This window comes from Gracilibacillus dipsosauri, from assembly GCF_003176895.1.
Taxonomy (GTDB): Bacteria; Bacillota; Bacilli; order Bacillales; family Amphibacillaceae; genus Gracilibacillus; species Gracilibacillus dipsosauri.
On the sequence record NZ_QGTD01000013.1, the window covers coordinates 126138 to 149502 of the forward strand.

The 23365-nt window shown below is 36.7% G+C and carries 24 protein-coding genes; 6 read left to right on the plus strand and 18 right to left on the minus strand.

The window, feature by feature from the left end; all coding sequences use genetic code 11:
- Positions 1-176 precede the first annotated feature (176 nt).
- Positions 177-1295 carry a TIGR04053 family radical SAM/SPASM domain-containing protein gene (locus tag DLJ74_RS14265; protein ID WP_109984972.1) on the plus strand — a complete coding sequence of 373 codons (1119 nt, stop codon included), beginning with the start codon at positions 177-179 and terminating at the stop codon, positions 1293-1295.
- Between the two features lie 106 nt (positions 1296-1401).
- Here the strand turns inward: DLJ74_RS14265 and DLJ74_RS14270 are convergent, their stop codons facing one another.
- From DLJ74_RS14270 to DLJ74_RS14290, 5 genes are read right to left on the minus strand one after another with little or no spacing between them, the layout of a single operon-like run.
- A complete protein-coding gene (locus DLJ74_RS14270; RefSeq protein ID WP_109984973.1) occupies positions 1402-1959 on the minus strand; it encodes a hypothetical protein in 558 nt (185 codons plus the stop codon).
- Complete coding sequence (locus tag DLJ74_RS14275) at positions 1956-2588, minus strand: SCO family protein (protein ID WP_342767751.1); 633 nt, start codon at positions 2586-2588, stop codon at positions 1956-1958. Before DLJ74_RS14275 ends, DLJ74_RS14270 begins: the two co-directional genes overlap by 4 nt.
- 34 nt (positions 2589-2622) lie before the next feature.
- On the minus strand, positions 2623-4278 hold the full coding sequence (locus DLJ74_RS14280; protein WP_109985104.1) for a cbb3-type cytochrome c oxidase subunit I: 1656 nt from the start codon (positions 4276-4278) through the stop codon (positions 2623-2625).
- A gap of 38 nt (positions 4279-4316) precedes the next feature.
- Positions 4317-4736, minus strand: coding sequence for a cytochrome c oxidase subunit II (locus tag DLJ74_RS14285; protein ID WP_109985105.1), 420 nt, complete (start codon positions 4734-4736; stop codon positions 4317-4319).
- Between the two features lie 55 nt (positions 4737-4791).
- Complete coding sequence (locus DLJ74_RS14290; protein ID WP_245902349.1) at positions 4792-4920, minus strand: cytochrome c oxidase subunit 2A; 129 nt, start codon at positions 4918-4920, stop codon at positions 4792-4794.
- 198 nt (positions 4921-5118) lie between these two features.
- On the opposite strand from DLJ74_RS14290, the gene ric reads away from it, so the two are divergent.
- Together ric and DLJ74_RS14300 are read left to right on the plus strand one after the other, a co-directional pair.
- Entirely contained in the window at positions 5119-5793 is a 675-nt protein-coding gene (ric, locus tag DLJ74_RS14295) for an iron-sulfur cluster repair di-iron protein (RefSeq protein ID WP_109984975.1), read from the plus strand.
- 43 nt (positions 5794-5836) lie between these two features.
- Positions 5837-6562 carry a YwiC-like family protein gene (locus DLJ74_RS14300; protein ID WP_109984976.1) on the plus strand — a complete coding sequence of 242 codons (726 nt, stop codon included), beginning with the start codon at positions 5837-5839 and terminating at the stop codon, positions 6560-6562.
- 42 nt (positions 6563-6604) lie between these two features.
- Here the strand turns inward: DLJ74_RS14300 and DLJ74_RS14305 are convergent, their stop codons facing one another.
- The gene (locus tag DLJ74_RS14305; protein WP_109984977.1) at positions 6605-7138 is read right to left on the minus strand and encodes a hemerythrin domain-containing protein; all 534 of its coding nucleotides are present in this window, start codon (positions 7136-7138) and stop codon (positions 6605-6607) included.
- A gap of 226 nt (positions 7139-7364) precedes the next feature.
- Between DLJ74_RS14305 and DLJ74_RS14310 the strand changes: the two genes are divergently transcribed.
- Positions 7365-8054, plus strand: a complete 690-nt coding sequence (locus tag DLJ74_RS14310; protein ID WP_054860614.1) for a Crp/Fnr family transcriptional regulator — start codon at positions 7365-7367, stop codon at positions 8052-8054.
- Positions 8055-8149: 95 nt separating this feature from the next.
- On the opposite strand, the gene DLJ74_RS14315 is transcribed toward DLJ74_RS14310, so the two are convergent.
- The 3 genes from DLJ74_RS14315 to DLJ74_RS14325 are packed head-to-tail and all read right to left on the minus strand — an operon-like array spanning position 8150 to position 11007.
- Entirely contained in the window at positions 8150-8803 is a 654-nt protein-coding gene (locus DLJ74_RS14315) for a 4Fe-4S cluster-binding domain-containing protein (RefSeq protein ID WP_109984978.1), read from the minus strand.
- 13 nt (positions 8804-8816) lie between these two features.
- Complete coding sequence (gene nrdD / locus DLJ74_RS14320; RefSeq protein WP_109984979.1) at positions 8817-10760, minus strand: anaerobic ribonucleoside-triphosphate reductase; 1944 nt, start codon at positions 10758-10760, stop codon at positions 8817-8819.
- Positions 10753-11007 carry a thioredoxin family protein gene (locus tag DLJ74_RS14325; protein WP_245902354.1) on the minus strand — a complete coding sequence of 85 codons (255 nt, stop codon included), beginning with the start codon at positions 11005-11007 and terminating at the stop codon, positions 10753-10755. Before DLJ74_RS14325 ends, nrdD begins: the two co-directional genes overlap by 8 nt.
- 188 nt (positions 11008-11195) lie before the next feature.
- On the opposite strand from DLJ74_RS14325, the gene ilvB reads away from it, so the two are divergent.
- On the plus strand, positions 11196-12839 hold the full coding sequence (gene ilvB / locus DLJ74_RS14330; RefSeq protein ID WP_109984980.1) for a biosynthetic-type acetolactate synthase large subunit: 1644 nt from the start codon (positions 11196-11198) through the stop codon (positions 12837-12839).
- 29 nt (positions 12840-12868) lie between these two features.
- Here the strand turns inward: ilvB and DLJ74_RS14335 are convergent, their stop codons facing one another.
- The 5 genes from DLJ74_RS14335 to DLJ74_RS14355 all read right to left on the minus strand — a co-directional run bounded on the left by DLJ74_RS14335 (position 12869) and on the right by DLJ74_RS14355 (position 16598).
- Complete coding sequence (locus tag DLJ74_RS14335; protein ID WP_109984981.1) at positions 12869-13429, minus strand: thioredoxin family protein; 561 nt, start codon at positions 13427-13429, stop codon at positions 12869-12871.
- A gap of 75 nt (positions 13430-13504) precedes the next feature.
- Positions 13505-14233 (minus strand): YqcI/YcgG family protein, encoded by a 729-nt coding sequence (locus tag DLJ74_RS14340; RefSeq protein ID WP_109984982.1) that lies wholly within the window; start codon positions 14231-14233, stop codon positions 13505-13507.
- A 116-nt stretch (positions 14234-14349) separates the two neighbouring features.
- On the minus strand, positions 14350-14616 hold the full coding sequence (locus DLJ74_RS14345) for an alpha/beta-type small acid-soluble spore protein (RefSeq protein ID WP_054860607.1): 267 nt from the start codon (positions 14614-14616) through the stop codon (positions 14350-14352).
- Position 14617: 1 nt separating this feature from the next.
- The gene (locus DLJ74_RS14350; protein ID WP_054860606.1) at positions 14618-14854 is read right to left on the minus strand and encodes a YozQ family protein; all 237 of its coding nucleotides are present in this window, start codon (positions 14852-14854) and stop codon (positions 14618-14620) included.
- 241 nt (positions 14855-15095) lie between these two features.
- Positions 15096-16598: a malate:quinone oxidoreductase gene (locus DLJ74_RS14355; protein WP_109984983.1), complete on the minus strand. Its 1503-nt coding sequence runs from the start codon at positions 16596-16598 to the stop codon at positions 15096-15098.
- 409 nt (positions 16599-17007) lie between these two features.
- Between DLJ74_RS14355 and abnA the strand changes: the two genes are divergently transcribed.
- The gene (abnA, locus tag DLJ74_RS14360; protein WP_109984984.1) at positions 17008-17982 is read left to right on the plus strand and encodes an arabinan endo-1,5-alpha-L-arabinosidase AbnA; all 975 of its coding nucleotides are present in this window, start codon (positions 17008-17010) and stop codon (positions 17980-17982) included.
- 67 nt (positions 17983-18049) lie between these two features.
- Here the strand turns inward: abnA and pdxA are convergent, their stop codons facing one another.
- The 4 genes from pdxA to DLJ74_RS14380 form a co-directional block, all read right to left on the minus strand.
- Complete coding sequence (gene pdxA, locus DLJ74_RS14365; protein WP_109984985.1) at positions 18050-19048, minus strand: 4-hydroxythreonine-4-phosphate dehydrogenase PdxA; 999 nt, start codon at positions 19046-19048, stop codon at positions 18050-18052.
- Complete coding sequence (locus tag DLJ74_RS14370; RefSeq protein ID WP_109984986.1) at positions 19041-20336, minus strand: four-carbon acid sugar kinase family protein; 1296 nt, start codon at positions 20334-20336, stop codon at positions 19041-19043. Before DLJ74_RS14370 ends, pdxA begins: the two co-directional genes overlap by 8 nt.
- A 29-nt stretch (positions 20337-20365) precedes the next feature.
- Positions 20366-21352 (minus strand): 2-keto-3-deoxygluconate permease, encoded by a 987-nt coding sequence (locus DLJ74_RS14375; protein ID WP_109984987.1) that lies wholly within the window; start codon positions 21350-21352, stop codon positions 20366-20368.
- A 222-nt stretch (positions 21353-21574) separates the two neighbouring features.
- Positions 21575-23305 (minus strand): PrpR N-terminal domain-containing protein, encoded by a 1731-nt coding sequence (locus tag DLJ74_RS14380; RefSeq protein WP_109984988.1) that lies wholly within the window; start codon positions 23303-23305, stop codon positions 21575-21577.
- Between the last annotated feature and the right edge of the window lie 60 nt (positions 23306-23365).

The window sequence follows — 23365 nt, forward strand, 5'->3', positions numbered from 1 at the left end:
TCAAATAACTTTGTGATTCAAATCACAATCTAACACTATTATTATCGATTCTTAGGGCTAATTCAATAAATTGTCATAAAGTTTTCCTTTAAAAGTGATTTTTTTCACTATTATGACATCCATTTCGGATTACACTGCATCTATATTTTAAATTTTTCACAAGAAGGAGTTCATCAATGTTTACTCGAGATTATCATAAAAATCCATTTATCGTTATATGGGAACTAACTCGCGCCTGTGAACTAAAATGTCTTCATTGCCGAGCAGAAGCACAATATAAACGCCATCCTCTTGAACTCAGCTATGAGGAAGGTATAAATCTAATTGATCAGATTCACTTGATGGATAATCCACTTTTGGTATTTACTGGTGGTGACCCCTTAATGCGTAACGATGTTTATGCTCTAGCAGAATATGCCGTAAAGAAGGGTGTCAGAGTGTCGATGACACCAAGTGCAACACCAAACGTGACGAAAGAAGCTATTCAAAAAGCAAAGGTGGTCGGCTTATCAAGATGGGCATTTAGTTTAGATGGTCCAACTGCAAAAATTCATGACCATTTTAGAGGAACAAATGGCTCATTTGACTTAACGATACAAAGTATTCAATACTTACATGAATTAGAAATACCTGTTCAGATCAACACGGTTATCTCCAAATATAATTATGAGGTACTAGATGAGATGGCAGAATTAGTAAAAAAACTGCAATGTGTGCTTTGGAGTGTCTTTTTTCTTGTCCCGATTGGAAGGGGACAAGCGAAGGATATGATCTCTCCTGCAGAGCATGAAAAGGTTTTGCGCTGGCTATACCAGTTAAGTAAAAGAGTGGATTTTGATATTAAAACAACAGCAGCACAGCATTACCGACGAGTTGTAATCCAGCAAAAAATGAGGGAACATAAAAATCGGCATGACCATATTGATTATGAGGATGCCTTAATAAAAGGGGCAACTGGTACAATTGATGGTCTTGGACGTGCACCTAAGGGAGTAAATGATGGAAATGGCTTTGTTTTTGTTAGCCATATTGGAGATGTTTACCCAAGTGGTTTATTGCCGATAAAAGCTGGAAATGTTAGATCATCATCTCTTGCAAATATCTATCAGAATTCCACCATTTTCAAAGAATTACGAGATCCTGACCTTTACAAGGGGAAATGCGGTGTTTGCGAATTTCGACATGTATGTGGAGGATCACGCTCTCGAGCGTATGCTGCCACCGGAGACTATTTGGAAAGTGAGCCATATTGTGTATATATTCCCAAAGCAATGAGAAAGAAAAAACCCATCTAAAAAAAGCTCGGTGAAAAGCCGAGCTTTTTGATTATAGTAGAGCTATTTCCTTTAAGTAAACGAGCACCAGCCCTGTTCGACTAAGAGCAGGCTTTCATCAAAATCTTCATTCATAATCTCCTGGATTGATGAACCATTTCTGGATTAAATAAATCATGATACATATTCCCATTGTTATAAAGCCCCATCCTAGTGTAACTTGTTCTACTAGCAAATAATTATTACAAAGCTGAACAGGGGATAGAATATAAAGAACTCCCATTACTGTAAACAATACTAATATAAGAACAAACAACCATTGTTTAGCTGATGAAGGGACCTTGGACCAGCTGTCTCGAAGTGGGATTCCTGCAAAAAAGGTTAAACTAACAAATTTAAACCACTCGACCAAATAGTTTTGTAACGCATCATCCATTGTGCGAGGAATTGTCCAATATACAATAATCAATAAAAACAATAACAGTCCTGGCTTACCATTTTTGTTCCATTCTAAAAAAAAATTTGGAGCCTTCTCACGCAGGAATGGATACATTAAAAATCCTGACAGGATAAATAAGGGCATCTGCATATGCATGTGTAGGATCATAATCGATTCAAAAAAACGAGCAATTGGCGGTATAATTAAAAATATAAATAACAACATACCAATGAATGGTTGAGTCATACTTGTTCCCCACCTTCACTATTCAAGATATGCTTTACCTTTTGTATCGCTTGTTCGACATTTTTATAATCCAATACATCTAGTAACTCACCATGTTGATCTATCAAATAAAAAGCCGAATTGTGTGCAAAATTTCCTTGATCATCTGGAATGACAATCACACCCAACCTCTCCAATAATCGCTCTTGCTCTTCATGATTATTAATTCGGGCCATTCGCCATGAGTCGTGTTCATCGGTAAAATAATCATGATATGATTTTAATCTTGCTGGTAGATCTCTTGTTGGATCAAAGGTAATGCTTAGAAAAACGATATCCTTACCTAAGTACGTTTTAGGAATTGCCTCATAAACCTTTGCCATATTCCCTTCCAATTCAATACATATGGAAGAACATGATGCATAAAAAAAGGTGATAAATAAGTATTTTCCCTCAAACTGATCAAATCCATAAACTCGATTCAGATGATCCTCTAACATAACCTCCGGCAATTTTGGCTGTTGATCCTTTAATTGATTCACCCTTGCGGTCTCGGCAGTGAAAGCACGAAAGCCATCCGTCCCTAAAAAATAAATAAGGAAACAAACAATAAGAACTATAACATAGGAGAAAGTGTTTTTTGATTTCACAATATAATTCGCCTCCTGATTTTCGGAGTCGCTCTTACCATGTTTTAAAAGGGGGTGAGCCTGGTGGTGCATTGACAATAAATTCAACGAGTGGAATTACATAGCCCATGGCTACTGTTATTAATAACAGGAATACCCATGTTCCCCATCTTTCCGTCCAATAAGGCGTAGGTGTTGCATGTTCTTCCTCTTCAGCGATTGGAAACCCTTCCTCTCCTCTAGGTGAGAGAAACATCATATGAAATACAGCATAGACCTGAATGATTACCGCAATAATTAATAAGGTTCCTCCAATAGCTAGAATAATTAAATAAGGATCCCAGGATAAGGCCACCTCATGTTCCCCATAATTAGAAAATGAAGTACGCCTTGGTGAGCCAATCAATCCAACTAAATGCATGGCTATAGACATGAGTGACATACCGACAGTCCATAGAATAGTTTGCAAGATCCCTAATGTATTAACTTTTGCGGTTAACTTTCTACCAGATAAATAGGGTATAAGCCAGTAACTAATTCCAAAGAAGGTTAAAGCAACCGTCATCCCAAGCGTTAGATGAAAATGTCCAACAACCCAAAGTGTGTTATGGATCACTTGATTTAATTGATGCATCGTCTGCACAATCCCACCAGCTCCACCAGCTATAAAAGCAACCATTGCTACAAACGGTGCAAAAAAGCGAACATCCTTCCATGGCAGCTTGGTGAACCAGCCAAATAGCCCTCTACCACCTTTCTTCCGGCCTGTGCGCTCGAAAACGGCAAACATCGCAAAGGCGGTCATTAATGATGGAAATCCTATCGCAAGACTCATAAATACATGCATATATTTAATTGGTTCTGATATTCCCGGATCCACAATTTGATGGTGAAATCCACCTGGAATATTTAAAATAACAAGTAAAATAACTACAACTCTAGTTAACGTATCACTAAATCTTTTTCCTCCAATAATTTTGGGAATGATCACATACCATGCAGATATAGCCGTGATATACCAAATATTAACGAGTGTATGTCCAAACGCCCAAAACAGTGTCCGACTTAGCATGACATTGATGGTTTCTACCCATCCGATAGCCCATGGGATAATCATGAATACTTCGACTGCAACAAAAATACTGGAGAAAAATAATAAAACAAAAACACCTGTAGCAAAAAAAGCTAAGATCGGTATGTTTTGACCTTTGTGTTGTTTTCTCCATTTTGCCACACTAATAAATACGCCAAATGCACTGACCCAAATTCCTAATACAATCAATACAAGCCCAATATAAAAAATCGGAGATGCAGCCATTGGTGGATAAAAGGTATACAAAACAGATGCTTCATTTTGCAGAATAGGAATTAGAGCGATAATAAAGCCGATTATCTTTAATCCAAAGGCGATCCAAGCCATTTTTCTTACCTTTGGTGATAAACCACCTAAAGTATGAGACAAACCAGCATAAAAGTAACCAATAGTAAAAAATGCAGTAAAAATGAGAATTAATAAAATACCGTGTGCTGTGAGAATTTGATAATAATTGAATCCATTCGGTATTTCGAGTAAACCTGCACGATTTAAGCCTTGCACTAATCCGAGTATTCCACCTACAAGCAAGGCAATGAATGTGACCACCATGTAGGATTTTGATATTTTAACATCTTCTGGAATTGCACCAAGCTTGTTCTCTACTCTTTCTATCATACTTTTTTTAAGTACAGTCAATCCTCTCACCCTCTCTACTAACTAATCTGAATCGTTGTTGACATCACTTGATGGCCAGCTCCACAATATTCATTACAAAGCACTAAATAATTTCCTGGTTTATCAAAGGTTTGCGTGATTCTCTGGATATAACCTGGAACCACCATTGTATTAACATTGGTATTGGCAATCTCCATTCCGTGAACCACATCCTTAGATGTCATGACAAAATGCACGGTTGAACCAGCTGGAAACTCTAATTCCATGGGGTCAAAGCTAAAAATTTCTAAAGTCATGACAACTTCATATTCCTTTTCCCCGATTTTTTTTACGCCAGGATTATTAAAGGGCTCTTGTTGCTCGACTTTTTGTGGATCAATCGTCTCTTGATTGCTGGGAGGACCAAGCTCATCTGCAAAGGCTTGATAACCGATAATAAACATAAACCCTAAAATCATAACAGAACTTAAAATTAACCATATTTTTTCATAACGATGCACGAGATTCCCTCCTCTAAACTCTTGCCATAAATAAGCTCCAAATACCTAACCATAATAATGCAATGAAACTACCTAAAAATAATACAGATACGAATGCACCTTTTAATGAAGCTTCTTTATTATTCTCCACTTGTTTTCCCACCGTATTTGCCTCCTTTTTCTTATTTAGCTTCATTGTATTTTCACTGATAATCATTCGCAGTGAGGTAAATCACTTTCCTCTAATGTTCATTTTTTAGACAAAGAATTAGGATAATATATTTAAATGTGATTTTTCTCACAGAGTCTACTATTGGATAACGATATAGTTAGCATGAACAATTAAATTGGAGGGATTTTCATGAATAGATTTGATTTAGAAATGAAGACAGGAGACATAGTTACACAATTCCCAAAGGCTAGTTCCCTATTCAAACAGTATAAAATAGATTTTTGTTGTGGAGGGAATCGTCCGATTGGAGAGGCTCTAGAAAAAAGAAGGCTCGACAAAGAAGCGGTTTTGACTGAAATAAACCAGCTATATGAGGAAACAAATAATCAAGATGAAATCGATTGGACAAGCAAAAGCAATCTAGAGCTCATTGAACATATAGTGGAAAAACATCATGGTTATTTGAAACAAGTTCTACCTGAATTAAGCAAATATGTGACAAAGGTTCAACGCGTGCATGGAGAAGCACATCCAGAGCTTACGACCGTTTACACCGTATTCCATCAATTAAAAAGTGAACTAGAATCACATCTTGAAAAGGAAGAAAGCACGCTATTTCCTAAATTAATGGATAATGATGTAGAGGCAGCAGCTGCAATCATTCATCATTTCGAGGAAGAACATGAGCATGAGGGCAGATTGCTAGAGCTGATGCGTGAAGTAACAGACGATTACGCTATTCCAACAGGAGCATGTAATACGTACCAGCTAACTTATTTAAAATTAGATGAATTAGAGTCAGATCTATTTCTGCATATTCATCTAGAGAACAATATACTCTTCCCACGTTTTACTGCTTCATAAAAGACGATATATAGCAGGGCAATCTAGAGATAAGGTGATAACAATGGCAAAAACAAAAATAATTTTACCAAAAGAACATGGTTCGTGGGCCATGTTCCTTCTTCCCACATTACTTGGCATCTTTTTATCTAACCCTAGAGGGCTACATGTTGTCTTTTTGATTGGCTGGTTTTTTCTATATTTAATGTCAACCCCATTACTTAATGTGGTCAGGAATAAACGCAAGAAGAAAAAGATGCTTCCATGGATGCTGTGGTATGGTATACCATCCTTACTATGTTTGATTCCATTAGTGATCATTATGCCAAGTCTTCTACTATTTGGTTCGTTTATGCTCCCACTCTTTGCAGTTAATGTGTATTTTATTAAGACTAAAAATGAACGATCACTGTGGAATGACTTAAGTGGAATCATTATTTTTGCGATTGGGGGTATGGCGAGCTACTACATCGGGATTGAACAGTTCACTATGGACCTATTGATCCTTTTGTTCATAATCACTGCTTATTTTATGGGTAGTGCCTTTTATGTGAAATCATTGATTCGTGAGTTAAAAAATCGATCCTTTCAATACAAATCTAATATTTACCACGCCCTGTTATTACTTCTACCGATACTCCTAAATTGGAAGTCCTTAGCGATTGCTTTTCTTCCTGGAGTACTTAAGGATTGGCTGACACCTAGAGATGGCCAAGTCAAGCCGATCCATTCTGGAATTGTTGAAATTGTTAATTCCATTCTATTCTTTATTCTCGTTCTAATAATGTAAAGAGGAGCTGTCACAGGGACGACTCCTCTTTTTTGTTTGCATTTATTTTGTAATAAGTGAATGGAGATTAGCTGTTAATTGCTGAAGGTCGTCTATCTTCATGACTTTATCGACCATTGGAAACAAAACGGTTTCTTCTTTAACAAAATGAATCATGATCACCTCAAACGCTTCACCAGCATCCTGGACCACTTTTTTCAGCTCCTGATATGACATCTCCTCTATATTTCCTCGGGAATGATGGAAGAAATGTCCAATATAACCATCAATTTCTTGATGCTCTTCTTCGATCGATACAATCGGACCTTGTTCTTTACCTATATACATGCCAAGAGCAGGAAAAAAATACTTCTCTTCTTTATCCGTATGTTTTTTCCATGGCTCAATGAAATCCTTTAATTTGTTTCTCAAAGCTTGAAACGCTAGCACAGCATCCTCTTTTTCTTCAAATCGATCATTCTCAAAGTCTAATACAATCGGATGCCATTCTTCCATTAAATATCTTAAATAGTGGTGTTCATTTTCGAGCATTTTCATTGCTTTATTACGACTATTCAGATCTCTTTCTGTCCACATGTAAACACCTACTTCTGTATCATTTGTCAACACTATTATAAGAAAGAAAGACCTAATACAACATTGGGGAATTCCCTTGATTTAATGATTTTATTCTCTCTAATTTTCCTTTTTATCTATTTCATTTAAAACAAATTAGGGATTCTCCTCATTATTTTATGATGAATTATTTGCTAGGATGGTAACAAAGAATTCATTTTAGAATTTTCGATCGAGGTGGGAGTATATGTCACAAACAAGCACGCCTTATATCCATTTTCCTTTATTTCAAAATCTTACAGAAGATGAATTAATTCATTTGAGCGAGATTTCAATGGAACGCAGCTATAATCAAGGCAAAATTTTGTTTCACCAAGACGAATCCCGAACCAATGTATATTTTATCTTATCAGGATTAGTCAAGATGATTAAAATAAATAGAAACGGCCATGAACAGATACTACATGTTCTTCACACTAATGATATGTTTCCATATGTAGGTTTTTTTGAGAATGTTCCATATCCATCATCTGCTATTGCTCTTACCAATGTGCATGTGTTATCTATTCCGATAAAGGAATTCGAGCTTTTACTTATTCAAAAACCAGGGCTATTAATAAAAGTGATTCGTATAATAGAAAAAAATTATCAAGAAACACAGGATCGATTACTATATAGGCAAACTCAGGATGTCTTTCATCAAGTTGTGCTCATACTAGTCCATTTTGTCTGTGATCTCGGGATTAGGCAGAAGGAAGATACGATTCAACTTCATCTACCAATTACAAATTCTGAATTAGCCAATATGATCGGTGTTTCGAGAGAAAGCGTTAATCGAGTCTTTAACCAATTAAAAAAAACCGGGATAATGACTTACAATCGAAAGGAAATACTAATCTATGATTTTTGGCAATTGAAGCAGTATCTTCAAGATTAGTGGTTCGTTTGCAGCAAGAGCTTTCAAACTAAAGAGGCCCTTTCAAGCACCTCTATATCCAAATGCTTTTTCAGGGCCTCTTACTGATACATGCCCTAATGGGGCAAAAATTCATTTAAGAAATAGGGGACTTCACTTTGAAAATATGCTTTTCGTTCTTCAATATAATCTCGAATACTCTTAAAAAAACCATCATCTAATATGGGATATTTAACGGTTCGAAGTTGATCAAGATAGGAATTATGAGCAATTACTAAATCAATACTGGTAAGTAAATTCTCTATTATTTTCTTAGAAGGAGATATTCCCATAATATCTTGATAGATTTGCTTGTCCTTTTTCACATCAAGAGCATGATAGGGAAGCTTCATATCTATATGAATGCCATCTACAAGATTTTCATCATATAATTGTTGAACCTTCTTTTGATAGATACCGCTTGTTGTCACAATAATCTTGCCATCAAATAGCTTTCTAGTTTCCAGAAGCAATGGACGAATCTCCTTCATACTATCGATTAAAAATTCTCCTCCGCTAAACATAACTGCATCAAACAAAAACCCACTTTTTTTCAAGTATAGAAAATAATCATCGGTAGTTTTATACACACTCGGTGTCTGGGCTATGATTTCGTCATAGTTATGACATCCAAAGCAATGCAGTGGACAACCAGATAAAGAATGAACGAGTAATGTCGTATGATTTGGTAAATCCGAAAAGGTTCGGATAAAATTCTGATAAAATTTCATAGTGTTCCCCCTACTATTGACGGACAACCTCTTCCAATGTATGGTCTTTTACACGGTTTCGTACAGTCCAGTCATGTCTTCTCGCTTTAGACCAAAAATTATATTTCCCTTCATAATACCCTTTTTGATCAACATGGATATTATTACGTGCAATCATTTTCAAATATCCAATAACTCGACTAAATGTAGCAATATCAACGGAATGACATGTAGGACATTTCTTTATATTCTTCGCATCATCTGCAATAATCTTTTGACCACAGCTCATGCAAGAAGTAATGGTTGGAGTTAATGTAATATAGTTAATGGGCTTTTGAAAAATTTTATCGAGATAAGTGGCTAAACGTTCAGGTGTTACCTTTGATTCTAGGAAATGGTGAAGCACACTTCCCGATGTAGCATAGCCTTGGAATTCCGCACTATTTTCCAATTGAGCTAGAAAATTCTCCTCAGAAAATGGAGTCATACACCCACTCGTTAAGTATGGATTCTCCCCTTCTCCTTGAACAAAAATTTCACGGTCATGTTTAGCTGCCCACTTCACATCATGACGTGCCAATTTGATTGCCGCATTTTCCGCTGGTGCGTATTCGATTCCACATGCAACCTTATCCCGTACAATAAATTCATTAATGATCTCTGTCATATATTGCATCCATTCATGGGCAAGCATCTTCCCGTCTTCGTCTTTTATTCCTTCTGTAAATCCAAGGTTTATCAGCCCTTCATTCATGCCTGTTATAGCAAAAACATTAAAATAGTTTTTCAGATTATCATTGTAAGCAAAAAAGGTAGGATATAACTCTTTATTCTGTTCAATCCAATGGCGTTTTGCCATATGGGCCGCTTGCATAATTTCTAAATAGTCCCTCATTTTCTTCTTCAACAAATCATGATCATGACCAAACTCTATTAGCATTCGATTCATATTTAAGTTTAATACTTGAACTGCTCCAGTAGATCCAGTAGAGGAACCAAAGACACCCCCACCGGCCTTGGACAATGTCTCAAGGTTAATCTGAAGACGGCAACAGAGACTACGACTAACCTCTTGATCCTTCGGTTGAATCAATGGATTGAACTTTTTATAATAAGGATCCTGGAACGGACTAGTTTTAAAATTTTCAAAATAAACTCCACCCCAGTTGTACATCTTGTCCAATAGCTCGAGAAACAGAGGATTTTGATAATTGAATGCATCATCTATTTGTACGGTTAATAAAGGAAAAGTAAATGGAATACCCTCACTACCTGTTCCCTCACTCATCACATCGATGATGGCTTGATTGATTCTATCAAAATAGCTGCTTGGAATGTCCTTGTACTGGATAAATCTTATTTCCCCACCAATGATAATATATTCTTCTTTAATTTCTTCTGAAGGCTTTCCAAATTCCAATGTTATATTAGAGAAACTACTTTGAGCCCCTGAACGAAGAGGCATATTCAATTCCCAGATTAACCCTTGAAACAATTGCTTTAATTCATCATCTGAATAATTTACTCCACGTAGCGCTTCATCATGTAAATAAGATGCGGCAATCGTGGATAACTGTGCTAGCATCACTGCACCTGACACTTGCTGTGAAATTAAAGTGACAACATTGCTAAAGTGGCGAAGTAATGTGGCTAATCGTTTTGTTGGTTTTGATGAAATCATATTCTTAGCAAGAGATGGAATACCTTTCGTTGCGATATCTAAACAGCTAATCGATACACAATACGGGGCAAGCTGTTTGTCATGAACATATACTACCCCATCATCATAGAGTGTTTTTATTTCTTTCGGTAAAATATGTGTGAACAAATACTCCTCCTCAGCATAATTGTTTAAATTATGTCGGAGTAATGGGAGGGAATACACATAATTGCTATTTTCATGTTTCAAGAAATCGGTTTGCTTATCCTCCCCATTCATGGTGAATTTTTGGATGATTTGTTCGGAATTTTTAAACATGACTCTCTTCTCCTTTTTTCATTATATGTACCATTTCTTCTAGCTCCATAGGATTAACACCTATACATCTGTTCAACTCCCTATTGAGATTGTCCAATAAAATGGTAGTTGGTACAGACATTACTTTATAGCTTTCTGCCATTTCTTGTTGATCTACCAAATCGATGACTTGAAATGGCACATCCATTTGGCTTAAAAATCGATAGACTACTTCACATTTTGGACAGGCCTTTGTCTTTAGCAACATTAGCTTCAATCCTAGAACCCCTTTCTATAGCATAATATAAACACAATATATAGTATTTTAAAACAAATAAATAACTATATATAGATATAATAGACGATTCATAATAGATAGGAAGTGACAAAAATCACTGCAAGATCGAAAAGGAAGGATATAGAATGAAATGAAATCATTAAAGGAGTCGAAATAGGATGCAACGAGTGGAGGAAAGACAATATCAAAAATGGGAAGAACTCTTCATACAATCCTTAGAGAAGCAACATGTCGATACAATTTTTGGATCAAGAAGCCATCCAATGTTTACTTCTAATAAGAAGGATTTCACACAATATTTGTTAACACATGAGCAAGCCATTCTTCATGCCGGTGATGGTTATGCAAGAGCTACAGGTAAAGTAGGTATTGCTTTTATCCCAACAAAATACGGAATCACCAATGCTGTGACGGGTATAGCAACTGCTCAATTAGATAGTGTACCAATGGTCGTATTTATTCAGCAGGAACATGCTCTAGATGTAGAAGCAATAATGAATCCTATTTGCAAGCACTATTTTAAGCTCCAACAATTAACTGAGCTTCCCCCTATTGTAGAAAAAGCATGTACGCTTGCCAATGCTGGTAGACCTGGAGTCGTTATTGTCGAATACGATAACAAGCTTTTTCAGCGAGAATGGAAGGAAAATGGTGCGATTAAACAAATGCACATAATACCACCTAAATCACTCACTATACAAAATCATCAAATCAAACGGATAGTTGAGGAGATAAAAAAAGCGAAAAAACCAGTCCTATTGGTCGGAGGTGGTACCATAATATCTGGTGCTAGCAAAGCATTAAATGAATTTCTAACCTTGACGGAAATTCCCTTTGTCAGTACGCTTATGGGATTAGGTGCAATAGATGTGGGAAACCGCCTTCATCTAGGAATGGTGGGAATGCACGGAACCTTTGCAGCAAACAAAGCTGTCCATCAATGTGATCTTCTTATTTGTCTCGGTGTCCGTTTTAGTGACAGAATCACCGGTAAGACCAAAGGATTCTCTCCCCATTCAACGAAAATTCAAATTGAAATAGATCCGGTTGAAGTGAATAAAAATATTATGGTCGATCTACCTATCATTGGGGATGTTAAAGAAGTTTTAGAAGCCGTTAATCAACAACTATCCACCTTGAAAGCTGGGCATTGGCAAGAAGAGGTAGTAACTTGGAAAAAAACCTCTCCTCAATTTAGTTATTCGACGAGTGAGTTAAAGCCAGATAGCATTATCCAGTGTTTGTACAAAAATGCGGAGGATCATGTCATCGTTACAACAGATGTCGGGCAGCATCAAATGTGGACAGCACTTCATTTTCCTTTTCAGCAGCCAAGACATTTCCTTACCTCTGGTGGTTTTGGGACAATGGGCTATGGATTACCAGCAGCAATAGGGGCAGCAGTTTGCCAACCAAACCAACCTGTTGTGTGTGTATCTGGTGATGGAAGTATCCAGATGAATATCCAAGAGCTTCTCACTGTTGCAAAGTACCGATTAAATATCAAAATTGCGATTCTAAGAAATGGCTATCTCGGCATGGTTCGCCAGTGGCAGCAATTATTTTATAAGCATAAATATTCTCAAGTAAAAATAGCTTCACCAGATTTTCTTTTATTAGCGAAAAGCTTCGGGATTAAGGCCTTTCAAATAACAGCTAAAGATAATCTGGAAAAAATAATGGAAGAAGCTTTTCAAATCGATGGACCTGTACTATTGGATTTTCTTATAGAAGAAGAGGTCAATGTTTATCCGATCGTACCTCCTGGGGGAAATAACACGGATGCGATTAGTGGAGAATAGAGCTGGGGTCTAGCACTGACCCCACCTATTTATTTCCTTAACAAGGATAACACTTCATTCATAAAGCTTTGATACACATACAACCAAAGAGATTCATCATGCTGATATTTTTCTGTTAATATAGTGATTACTTCCTTGTTTTTTTCCTGAAAGGTCGGATCATCCTTTGGTGGTAATGGTGCTCTTAATTGATCGACTAATTTCTGTACTTCTGGTGCTCTTGGCCCCCATTTACCAATTAGTTCACCCTTAGCATCTAGTATTAAAACAATTGGAATCGCCCTCCCACCATTTGTTAAATGACGGTCAATTAATGCTGTGTCTTGGTCTCTTAAAGTGACTCTTGAATCAATATCAGCTTCTTCTGCAATTTTGCGAATAACTGGATTAATCATCATCGCATCTCCGCACCAATCCTCGGTAATCGTTAAAAAATGAATACTACTCCCTTTTAATTGTTCGATTAATCCGTCATTTGGTAGCTGGAAATTTTCATATACGTAAAAGCTTTCCTCTTTTAATTTACTCATTTCATTCATATATGCTTGAATGGTTCTACCTTCTTGAAAATATTGCTCTTCTGTTTTCATCATTCCATCCCTTTCCGATCGTTATGTCCAAAAAGTAGCACATTCAAGCGAAAAAGTACAGAGGGATGCCTGTTACTATTTTTTATTATGAAATGGACATTTTGCTAAAGTAATGTTCTCATCTCGCAGAAAATATTGCTTCCATTCAAAATTGTCTTCATCTCCATAAGTTCTTAATTCCGGATGTCTTGAAATCGTATCATATTCTTGTAATCTTGTTCTTACTTGATGAATGATTTTATCTGCATGTTTTGTTTTATTAAACTTTTGGAAAACCCATCTTGGAGTAATTGCCAGCATTAGTGTAGGGAAGGATCGACTATTTCTATTACTATGCGCTGGGGTTGCACAATACACGAAATATCTTTCTCCATGAAAACAAAACTCCCACAGTGGATGCTGAGCTTCTCTCGGAATTTCATTTGGCCACTCTATCTCATCATATTCTACTAGCTCGTTAAGCTGCTGCCAAAATAATTGTTCATATTGCTCCACCGTATATGTTTTCTTTACTTCTTCTGGTAAATCATAAAAAACAATCAGTGATGTATAATCCCCGTATTCATCTGCATGTTCAGTAAAATTCCCTAATAGTTTTGCCAGTTCCTGCACCGTATTGTGCTTAATTGAATCTTTTAAAAAGCCATATCTTAACTGATTCAATGAGAATCCTATTGTAGCAGGAATACATGGGAAAAGATCGTTCTTATCAGTCATTTTCGCTTTAAATTGTTCGAGCACTTCTTTTTGCCAAGTGGAAAGGGACTCTTCTACAGCAATATCCTGACAATTTAATTGCTTCATTTAGATCACCTCACGCATACTCCACTATATTCGTGCAAGTTCGTTTGGGTGAATGTCTCGAAAATAATAAAAAGACCAGTTTAGCTTATTCCAGTTAAACCGATCTTTTTCTAATATTATTTAGAATCATTTTGTTTCTGTTGGAGCTGTTCTTGGCCCATTTTAATTAATTCCTTGACCATCTTACCACCAAGCTGACCTCCGACCTTCCCAGCATCCTTAGCTTTTATATTACCATTGTATCCTTGATTAAGCTCAACATGCTGTTCTTCCGCTATTTCATATTTCGCTCGTTGAGGATCATTTGTATTGGCAACCTTTGCTTTGAGCAGATCTAAACCTTGACGGGCTTCTGGAACTAAAATTTTATTTCTCCTAGCCATTTTATTCATATCCTTTTCTAGGAATTTCTTCCCCATCATGACTTGTTACTTCATCGTTTTCATTAGTTTCGTCAATCTTAGCGTCTATTGTACCTTCCATGTAATTGTCAGATGCTTGTTCATGAGTAATTGCTAACCCTTTTTCTGTTTGATCCTGGCTATTGTAATGGTTGACATTATAATGATTGTTCGCTACTTTTTCACTATTTGATATTGGCTTCCTTTTATTTTTCGACATATCAATCCCTCCATAATTAGCATTTGCAATTAGACTAAAATTATGAATGATTATTTGGAAGAAAAAATTTAAAGGAATAGTTAAATAAAGAACAGGCAAAAATAACCGATCAGATATTTGAACTGATAGAAGTGTCTACAAGATTTTAATAAAGGCAGAAAACAAACCCCATCCAATAAATTCTGATGGGGTTTCATCTGTGTTTTTTATAGTAAACTTCTTGAATGTAATCTAGACGCCGTTATTCTAGACTTTCCATTTCCTTTACTAATCCAAGTGCTTTTGACGTCCTTAGATGAATATCTTGAATCAACTCGGGATGATCCAACAATCTCACTCCATAGGATGGGATCATTTCTTTGATCCTTGGCTCCCATTGTTTGATTTGTTGAGGGAAACAATTTTCCAAAACCTGTAGCATCACGGAAACCGCCGTTGATGCACCAGGTGAAGCCCCTAGTAAGGCCGCTATCGAACCATCTTCTGCACTTACTACTTCCGTACCGAATTGGAGCGTTCCTTTCCCTCCTGCTTCCGTATCTTTTATCACCTGTACTCGTTGGCCTGCAATAACTAAATCCCAATCTTCACTTTTTGCATCTGGAATAAATTCACGTAATTCTTCCATTCGTTGTTCTTTAGATAGCAACACTTGTTGAATTAGATATTTAGTCAACGACAAATTTTTCGCACCTGCTGATATCATGGTGAAAAGATTATCTGGTTTTACTGAGGTGATCAAATCAAACATGGATCCCGTCTTCAAGAACTTAGGCGAAAAGCCTGCAAAAGGTCCAAACAATAATGATTTTTTGTTATTGATGAAGCGTGTATCAAGGTGCGGAACGGACATCGGTGGTGCACCAACCTTTGCCTTTCCGTATACTTTAGCATGATGTTTGGCAATGACCTCAGGGTTTTTACAGACCATAAATATACCACTTACAGGAAAACCACCCATATGTTTCCCTTCAGGAATACCAGATTTTTGGAGTAGATGTAGACTTCCGCCTCCTGCTCCAATAAAGACAAATTTCGCAGTTTGTCGCTCAGTCGTACCAGTCTCTAAATCCCTAACCTTTACTTCCCAGGCCCCATCTTCCGTCCGTTTCAATGATTCAACACTATGCTTGTATTTTAAATCAACATCATTTGCTTCTAAATGTTCGAATAATTTACGGGTTAAGGCACCAAAATTAACATCCGTACCAGATTCGATTTTGGTAGCAGCTATAGGTTGATCTACCTTACGCTCTTGCATCATTAATGGAATCCATTCCATCAATTTGACTGGGTCATCAGTATATTCCATCCCATAAAACAAAGGATTTTCAGAAAGCGCTTCATAACGTTTTTTTAAAAAATCGACATTGCTTTTCCCTTGTACGAAGCTCATGTGAGGTAGGGACACAATAAAATCTTGTGGATTTTCGATCAAATTGCTATTAACAAGATGAGACCAGAACTGTTTCGAAACCTGAAACTGCTCATTTACCTTGATTGCTTTTGTCATATCTATGGAACCATCGGGTTTTTCCGAAGTGTAATTAAGCTCACAAAGTGCAGAATGACCTGTACCTGCATTATTCCATTCATTCGAGCTTTCTTCTCCTGCCTTGCCAAGCTTTTCAAATACTTTGATTTTCCAGTCTGGTGCTAGCTCTTTCAATAAAGCACCTAAAGTTGCACTCATGATTCCTGCACCAATTAAGATAACGTCTGTTTTTGTCTGTGTGTTACTCATTTTTACCTTCCTTATCCCCTTTTAAATTGCAGAAAGGATGCATGAAGCATCATGTCTCGCTAAGATGGTATTTAGTCACACATCGTTTCTGGACCGGTTTATCTTGTCATAGTGTAACACTATGTTTTCGAAATTAAAATGCTTACCTAATATTATATAATAGATGAAAACTATTTAAAAGACACAGGGCAAACTTAATAAGATAGGTCTTTTGCAAACTTAACCGAACAACTAATCAAATATATCATTATATTTACCTACATATCTGCATGAATTTATTTTGACAACGCTTACAATATATTGTTAACATATATTAGGAAAGGAGGAAAAATAAGCAATATAGTGCCCTTCCATTAATAGGGTATGATGACCGTAACGATTAAAAAAGCAAATAATAAGGAGGAAAACGATGGTGCCTAAGCAAAATTTAAAGGTTATTTGGAAAACTTTATTTTTATCCCTTTTTATGACTATCACATTTATTCCTGTTGTCTCAGCGGATTTTTGGGATATATCAGGAGATACCATGCTACACGATCCTTCCATTACACAGGAAGGTAGTACTTGGTGGGCGTTTGGTACCGGAGAAGTTGATAAAAATGGTGTACGTGTTTTACGTTCTTTTGACGGATCAAACTGGCATGCAACACCAGTAATTTTTCCTCAACCGCTTAGCTGGTGGAGTACTTATGTTCCGTTACATGCAAGTAATCAATGGGCCCCTGACATTCAATATTACAATGGTAGGTATTGGCTTTATTACTCTGTTTCCTCATTTGGCTCGAACAACTCACTAATTGGTTTAACTTCTACGGATAGCATCGTATCTGGAAACTGGAGAGATGATGGTTTAGTTATACGTTCAACTACAGCAGACAACTTTAATGCCATCGATGGAGACTTAGTCATAGATGAAAATGGCCAACCATGGCTTTCATTTGGCTCATTTTGGAGTGGTATTAAACTAACGAAATTAGATCCTAATACAATGAAACCTACTGGTCAAATTTATTCCATTGCTGCAAGACCAAATGTATCAGACCATGCCATTGAAGCACCTAACATCACTTATAAGGATGGTTATTATTACTTATTTGTATCCTTTGATCACTGCTGCCGCGGTGTAGATAGTGACTACAAAATTGCCTATGGCAGATCTAAAAACATAACAGGACCTTACTATGATAAAAATGGTGTGAACATGCTGAATGGGGGAGGAACCATCTTGGATGCTGGTAATGAACGTTGGATCGGACCAGGTCACCAGGATGTTTATAATAATAATGTAATTGTCCGCCATGCATATGATGCCAATAATAATGGCGCACCAAGATTATTAATAAATGACTTGTATTGGGATTCTAATGGGTGGCCAACCTATTAAAAGGATTGATATGACAATGTAGCAAAAACTGGTCTATATCCCAAAAATAGACCAGTTTCACTTTTCATTATTTTTCAGGTGATAATTCGATTGCTTGGTGTATAGCTTCGATCATACTTCCATCATCAACCATGCCTTTTCCTGCTATATCAAATGCTGTACCATGGTCAACACTTGTACGAATAATGGGTAGTCCGACCGTAATATTCACTCCTGCTTCAAGGCCAAGCACTTTAATTGGACCATGTCCTTGGTCATGATACATTGCAACTACTATATCGAAATCACCACGTTGCGCACGGAAAAACAGCGTGTCTGCTGGTAAAGCTCCTTCGACATCAATCCCTTCCTTCTTCGCACGTTGGATAGCAGGATCAATTTTTTCTTCTTCCTCTCCATTTCCGAACAAGCCATTTTCTCCTGCATGTGGATTAATGCCACAAACGCCAATCTTCGGTTGCTTAATCCCTGATTTATAAAGGGTATCATGCGCTAACCGAATAACATTGTATACACGCTCGGGTTCAATGCTGTTGATCGCATCAATAAGGCCCATATGAGTAGTTACATGGATCACTTTTAACTTAGGCGATGATAGCATCATAGAAAAATCTTTTGTATCGGTTAACTCCGCAAGAATTTCGGTATGGCCTGGATAAATATGGCCGCCTTTGTGCAGCGCTTCTTTATTTAGTGGGGCTGTACAAATCGCATCAATTTTTTTCTCATTTGCTAGTTCAATGGCTGTTTTCAAATATTGAAATGCTGCATTACCTGCATCAGCAGAAACCTCTCCAAACGGAAGGTTTTCTGGCAGTAAATCTAAGTCTACACATGCAATCTCGCCAAAAGCTGTTTCTGTAAAATCTGCTTGATGATCGAACGATTTTACTGTAATCTCCACATCCAAAATATCAGCAGCTCTTTTTAGCATGTTAGCATCACCAATTACTACTGGATGAGCTTGTTCATAAACCTCTTTATGTTGCAGACTTTTCACGATTACCTCAGGCCCTACACCTGCAGCGTCTCCCATTGTAATCCCTATAATTGGCTTTTTACTCATTGTTTAAAACTCCCTTCAATACTTGCATTGCATGATAAATAGACTGTTGGTTGCCAAATGCGCCTGCTTTAGTTACAATTCTAAATTCTTTCTCTGTTCCGATCAATGTACCAACCGGGATTCCTGCTTCCAATTGTTTCAACAAACGAAAGCCAATTCCACCTAACTGACGAGCAACCTCTTTTGCTGTATCACCGCCAGTTAAAACAAGTCCGGATAGATTCTTATTTCTCTCAGATACCCCTACAACAATTTCACCAATTGATTGTGAGATGTGTTCTCCGATTTGATAGTCAGACAAATCTCGTTTTCGTCCAATTCGTTTCACCTTGTCACGAATTTGTTCATTCGAAGGCACATAAACGACAATATCATCACCTGACTTAATCACATCTACACATTTTTCAATATGATTGTCTTTTAGCATTTCCCAATCATTCGTAAACATTTGAATTGGATCTAATTCAATAGCTGTAACGTCCGCCTGTTCCGCTGCAAACCGTACTTGATGTTGTGTTACTTGAGACAAACTTCCGCATACTGTCATAACATGCTCAGATTTAGTCAATGAATGTTTCCCCATCTTTTGACTAATTCCTAATACTTCTGGCAGTACTTCAGCTAAACCTGCTGAACCTGCCCAAATGATATTTTCAGAAATCTTTACAACCTTTTGTGCCATTTGTAATAATGCTTCTTGAGATTCTGCATCACAAACAATATATTGAATATTTTTTACTTGATAAGATTGTAGTTTTGCCTGTAAAGTAGATCCTTTTATATCTTCTGTAGTTAATAAACCTACCGCTTCATCAATTTCATCTTCTATCAAACTTGGTATATATGATTGTCTAACAGGGTGCTTTGGATCTTTGGCAGCTTCCGTTTCTGATAGCTTTATGCCATTCACATAATGAACCCCATCCTTAGTTGTTCTTCCATATGCAGGTAAGGCAGGAGCAATGATAACAAACTCTGGCGAAAACACTTCAGATAGTGCTTGTAACTCTGTAGCAATATGACCTCTTAATGTCGAATCCATTTTTTTATAGACATAGCGATAACCAGCTTCTTTAAGAAATAAAGCGGCTTGCTTTGTAATTGACCTAGCTTCTTGATTCGATAATGCTCGTGAATTTGTATCGATCACTAATCCACTATCTAAATTATGAGAGTGCTCAGGGATATCAAACAACACCGAGGTTTTGACTCCTTTTTCAGTTAATTGTACGCCACTATCATTTGCCCCAGTCAAATCATCTGCAATAATTCCTAATAGTCTACTCATGTTGATCCCTCATTCTATCGATATTAAACTCATTCATTGATAACGTAATCGTCTGGTAAACGTACCCCTTTTTTCTCTAGTCGTTTCACTAAAAAGGCAATATAAAATGGTAGAAGAACGGCAGTTGTCACCGTTGATGCTGCAACCTGTACAGTTGCAATATCAACATTTACTGCAAAGCTTGCACTAGCAGCTGCTATTGCTGCAGGCGTTGCTACGGCATTACCGGCTGTAGATCCTTCTGCAGCACCTGCAATCGGATTCCATTTTAATGCTTTAAATACGAGGTATCCAACTGTACCAGTAACAAACACAGTTAATAATCCGAGAATAATTCCTGATAATCCGCCTTCAATAATACTTTTAAAATCAATTCCCATACCTAATGAAAATGCAAAGAACGGGATTAACATCGAGCTTCCTTTGTCTAAAAACTCCCTCATCTCAATGTCTAGATTACCTAGTACCATACCAACTAAAATTGGTAATAGGACAGAAATAAAGGATACAAATGAGAACATACCATCAACAAATCCCATTGCGCCAAAAATAGCTAACGCTACCATTGTAAAGAATGGTCCATCATTTAAAGCAAGTAGCGAATAAGCTGCCCTATCTGTCTTATCGCCATATTGACCTACCATTGCTACATAAAGTCCTCCATTACTGTTTGTCATCGCTGCAATTATTGCAATTGGCGCAAGACCTAACCATAATCCATTGTCTCCAGCAAACATGTAAGCAATCAACCCTACAGCAGCACCTACTATCCATTTTGTTGCCAATAATGTTGCGCCTTTTCCAAGACTAACACCAACACTTCTTACGTTTATTTGAGCACCAGTACATAGTAAGAATAATGCGATTAATGTACTCGCCCCATCTACAAACAACGCTTGAGTAAAGTTACCTATTCTTAATAAATCAGGTACAAATGTATTTAATACTGCAGCTAGTAATAACGGAACAACCATCATTCCACCTGGTATTTTCTCTAAGGTTGCTTTTATTCTCATTGTAAATCCTCCCCCAACAATTAATTTGTTATCTTTTGCAACATACAAAAAAACATAAACCGTTTACATTTATGATTATATTAAAAATAACTATAAATTGCAACACTTTTTTCGTAAAAAAGGCAAATTACTTAAATTTTAAAAAATAAGTGTTTTATTTTGCAACAAAAAAGACTCGGTTTTATCTCCGAGTCTTTTTTTATCTTTATAACATAATAAACATTATGACTTCAGCTTTCTCCATAATGTTGAACGATTGATCCCTAAGCGATTAGCAGCTTTTGATTGATTATGATTTTCTTCTGCTAAGATAGTTTTTATAATTTGTTGTTCAATTTCCTTTAATGTTCCTTGTAAGGATAATTCACTTATCTCTTCGTCTTCATATTGAGCTAACAATTGATCCACTTGTGAATATTCAATATAGCTTCCATCTGATAACAGCGTTAATTCACGTACAACTTGTTTTAATTGACTGAGATTACCTTTCCAATTATATTGTTGCATTAGTTCCACTGCCTCTTGTTTCATTCCCAATGTCTCCATTCCTTCTCGCGTGTGAAACTCCGTAATAAAGAAATTAACATATGCCTGGATATCGTCTTTTCTCTGCCTTAATGGTGGAATATGTAACGGATACTTCATAATCTGTTGATAAAGCTCTTTCGAGAAACTTCCCTCTGCAACTAAATGATCCAATGTTCGGTTCGTTAACGTAATTACTTTCAAATGAGTGAATAAACTTATGACTTCTTCCATCGTGGCTGATAATGCCCCAGTCAATTTTTCTATATTTTTTATCAACAGGGTCCCTTTATCCAATCGATTTATTTTACTTTTAATCGTCTTTATCTCCGAATCTGTTACCTTTTCACCATCAATTATCATTAGAGGTGCATCCAGACCAAACCGTTGAAAATGTATTTCCTTTGCAAGAGTAAGCTTTCCTACACCTTGTTCACCCATCACACACATAGGTTCATCAATACGTACATAATGTCCGATATTTTCCTTTAATCTTCGAGCAAAGGAACTATCACCAAGGATAGGTACATGACCTACACTATTATAAATAGTTACGGATTGGATTTTTTTATTTAATAAAGGGGAATGGAATATTAATCCGACAATTCCTTCAATTTTATTAACGATAAACGCTTGAACATCATAGCAATTATCCCCTTCTCTTAATTCAGTCCAATGTGTACCTTCACCTGTTATTACTCGCTGAATTAATTGCGCAATAGTAGAAGATTTGGAGACTTGTTGAGGTTGAATATCTTGATCGAATTTGGCATTTTTTGCAATGATGTTCTGTCGCTGGTCCAATAGTACGATTGGCAATGGAGTATTAGTAAAAGCATTTCTCAAGTAATTAAAATGACGATTAACCTTACGAAAGAAATGATAAACGCGCTTCCCTTCCTCGATAGCATCCATAAGCGCCTCCCTTCCAGATGCTATTAACACTCCCCGCAATCCAAGCTCTTCCGCAACTTGAACAGTAATAACATCCCCTATAACAACGGAAAAGTTAGCATGTTTCAATCGTTGTAAATGTCCTCTAACTTCTTTTCTATCTTTAATCGTAATCATTTTGACATTAAATTCTAAAATATTGCAAATAGTGTTAGCGCCTTCTGATATATTAGGATAACCGACTAATGCAACACCACCTTCAAGTCCACGTAAAAGGGTAAACACTCGCAGCATATCATAACCAGTAATATCGATATGAACTACAGGTATAGAAATAGCATCTTGAATCATTGTAGCCGTTCCACCACGACTAATCACCAATTGATATCCTTGTTTTTCAGCTTTTTGAGCTATTTTTAACCCTTCTTCCAAGTTTCCGATGACAACATCTAATTGAACATCATTCGGTAAGACCGTTTTTTTCGCTATTTCTGCTAAACCTGAGTATGGTGCGATCAATAGTGCCTTAATCATTTCACATTACTCCTAACTTGTTGCATTATTCAACACTATTATTATGTCATAAACTCGTAA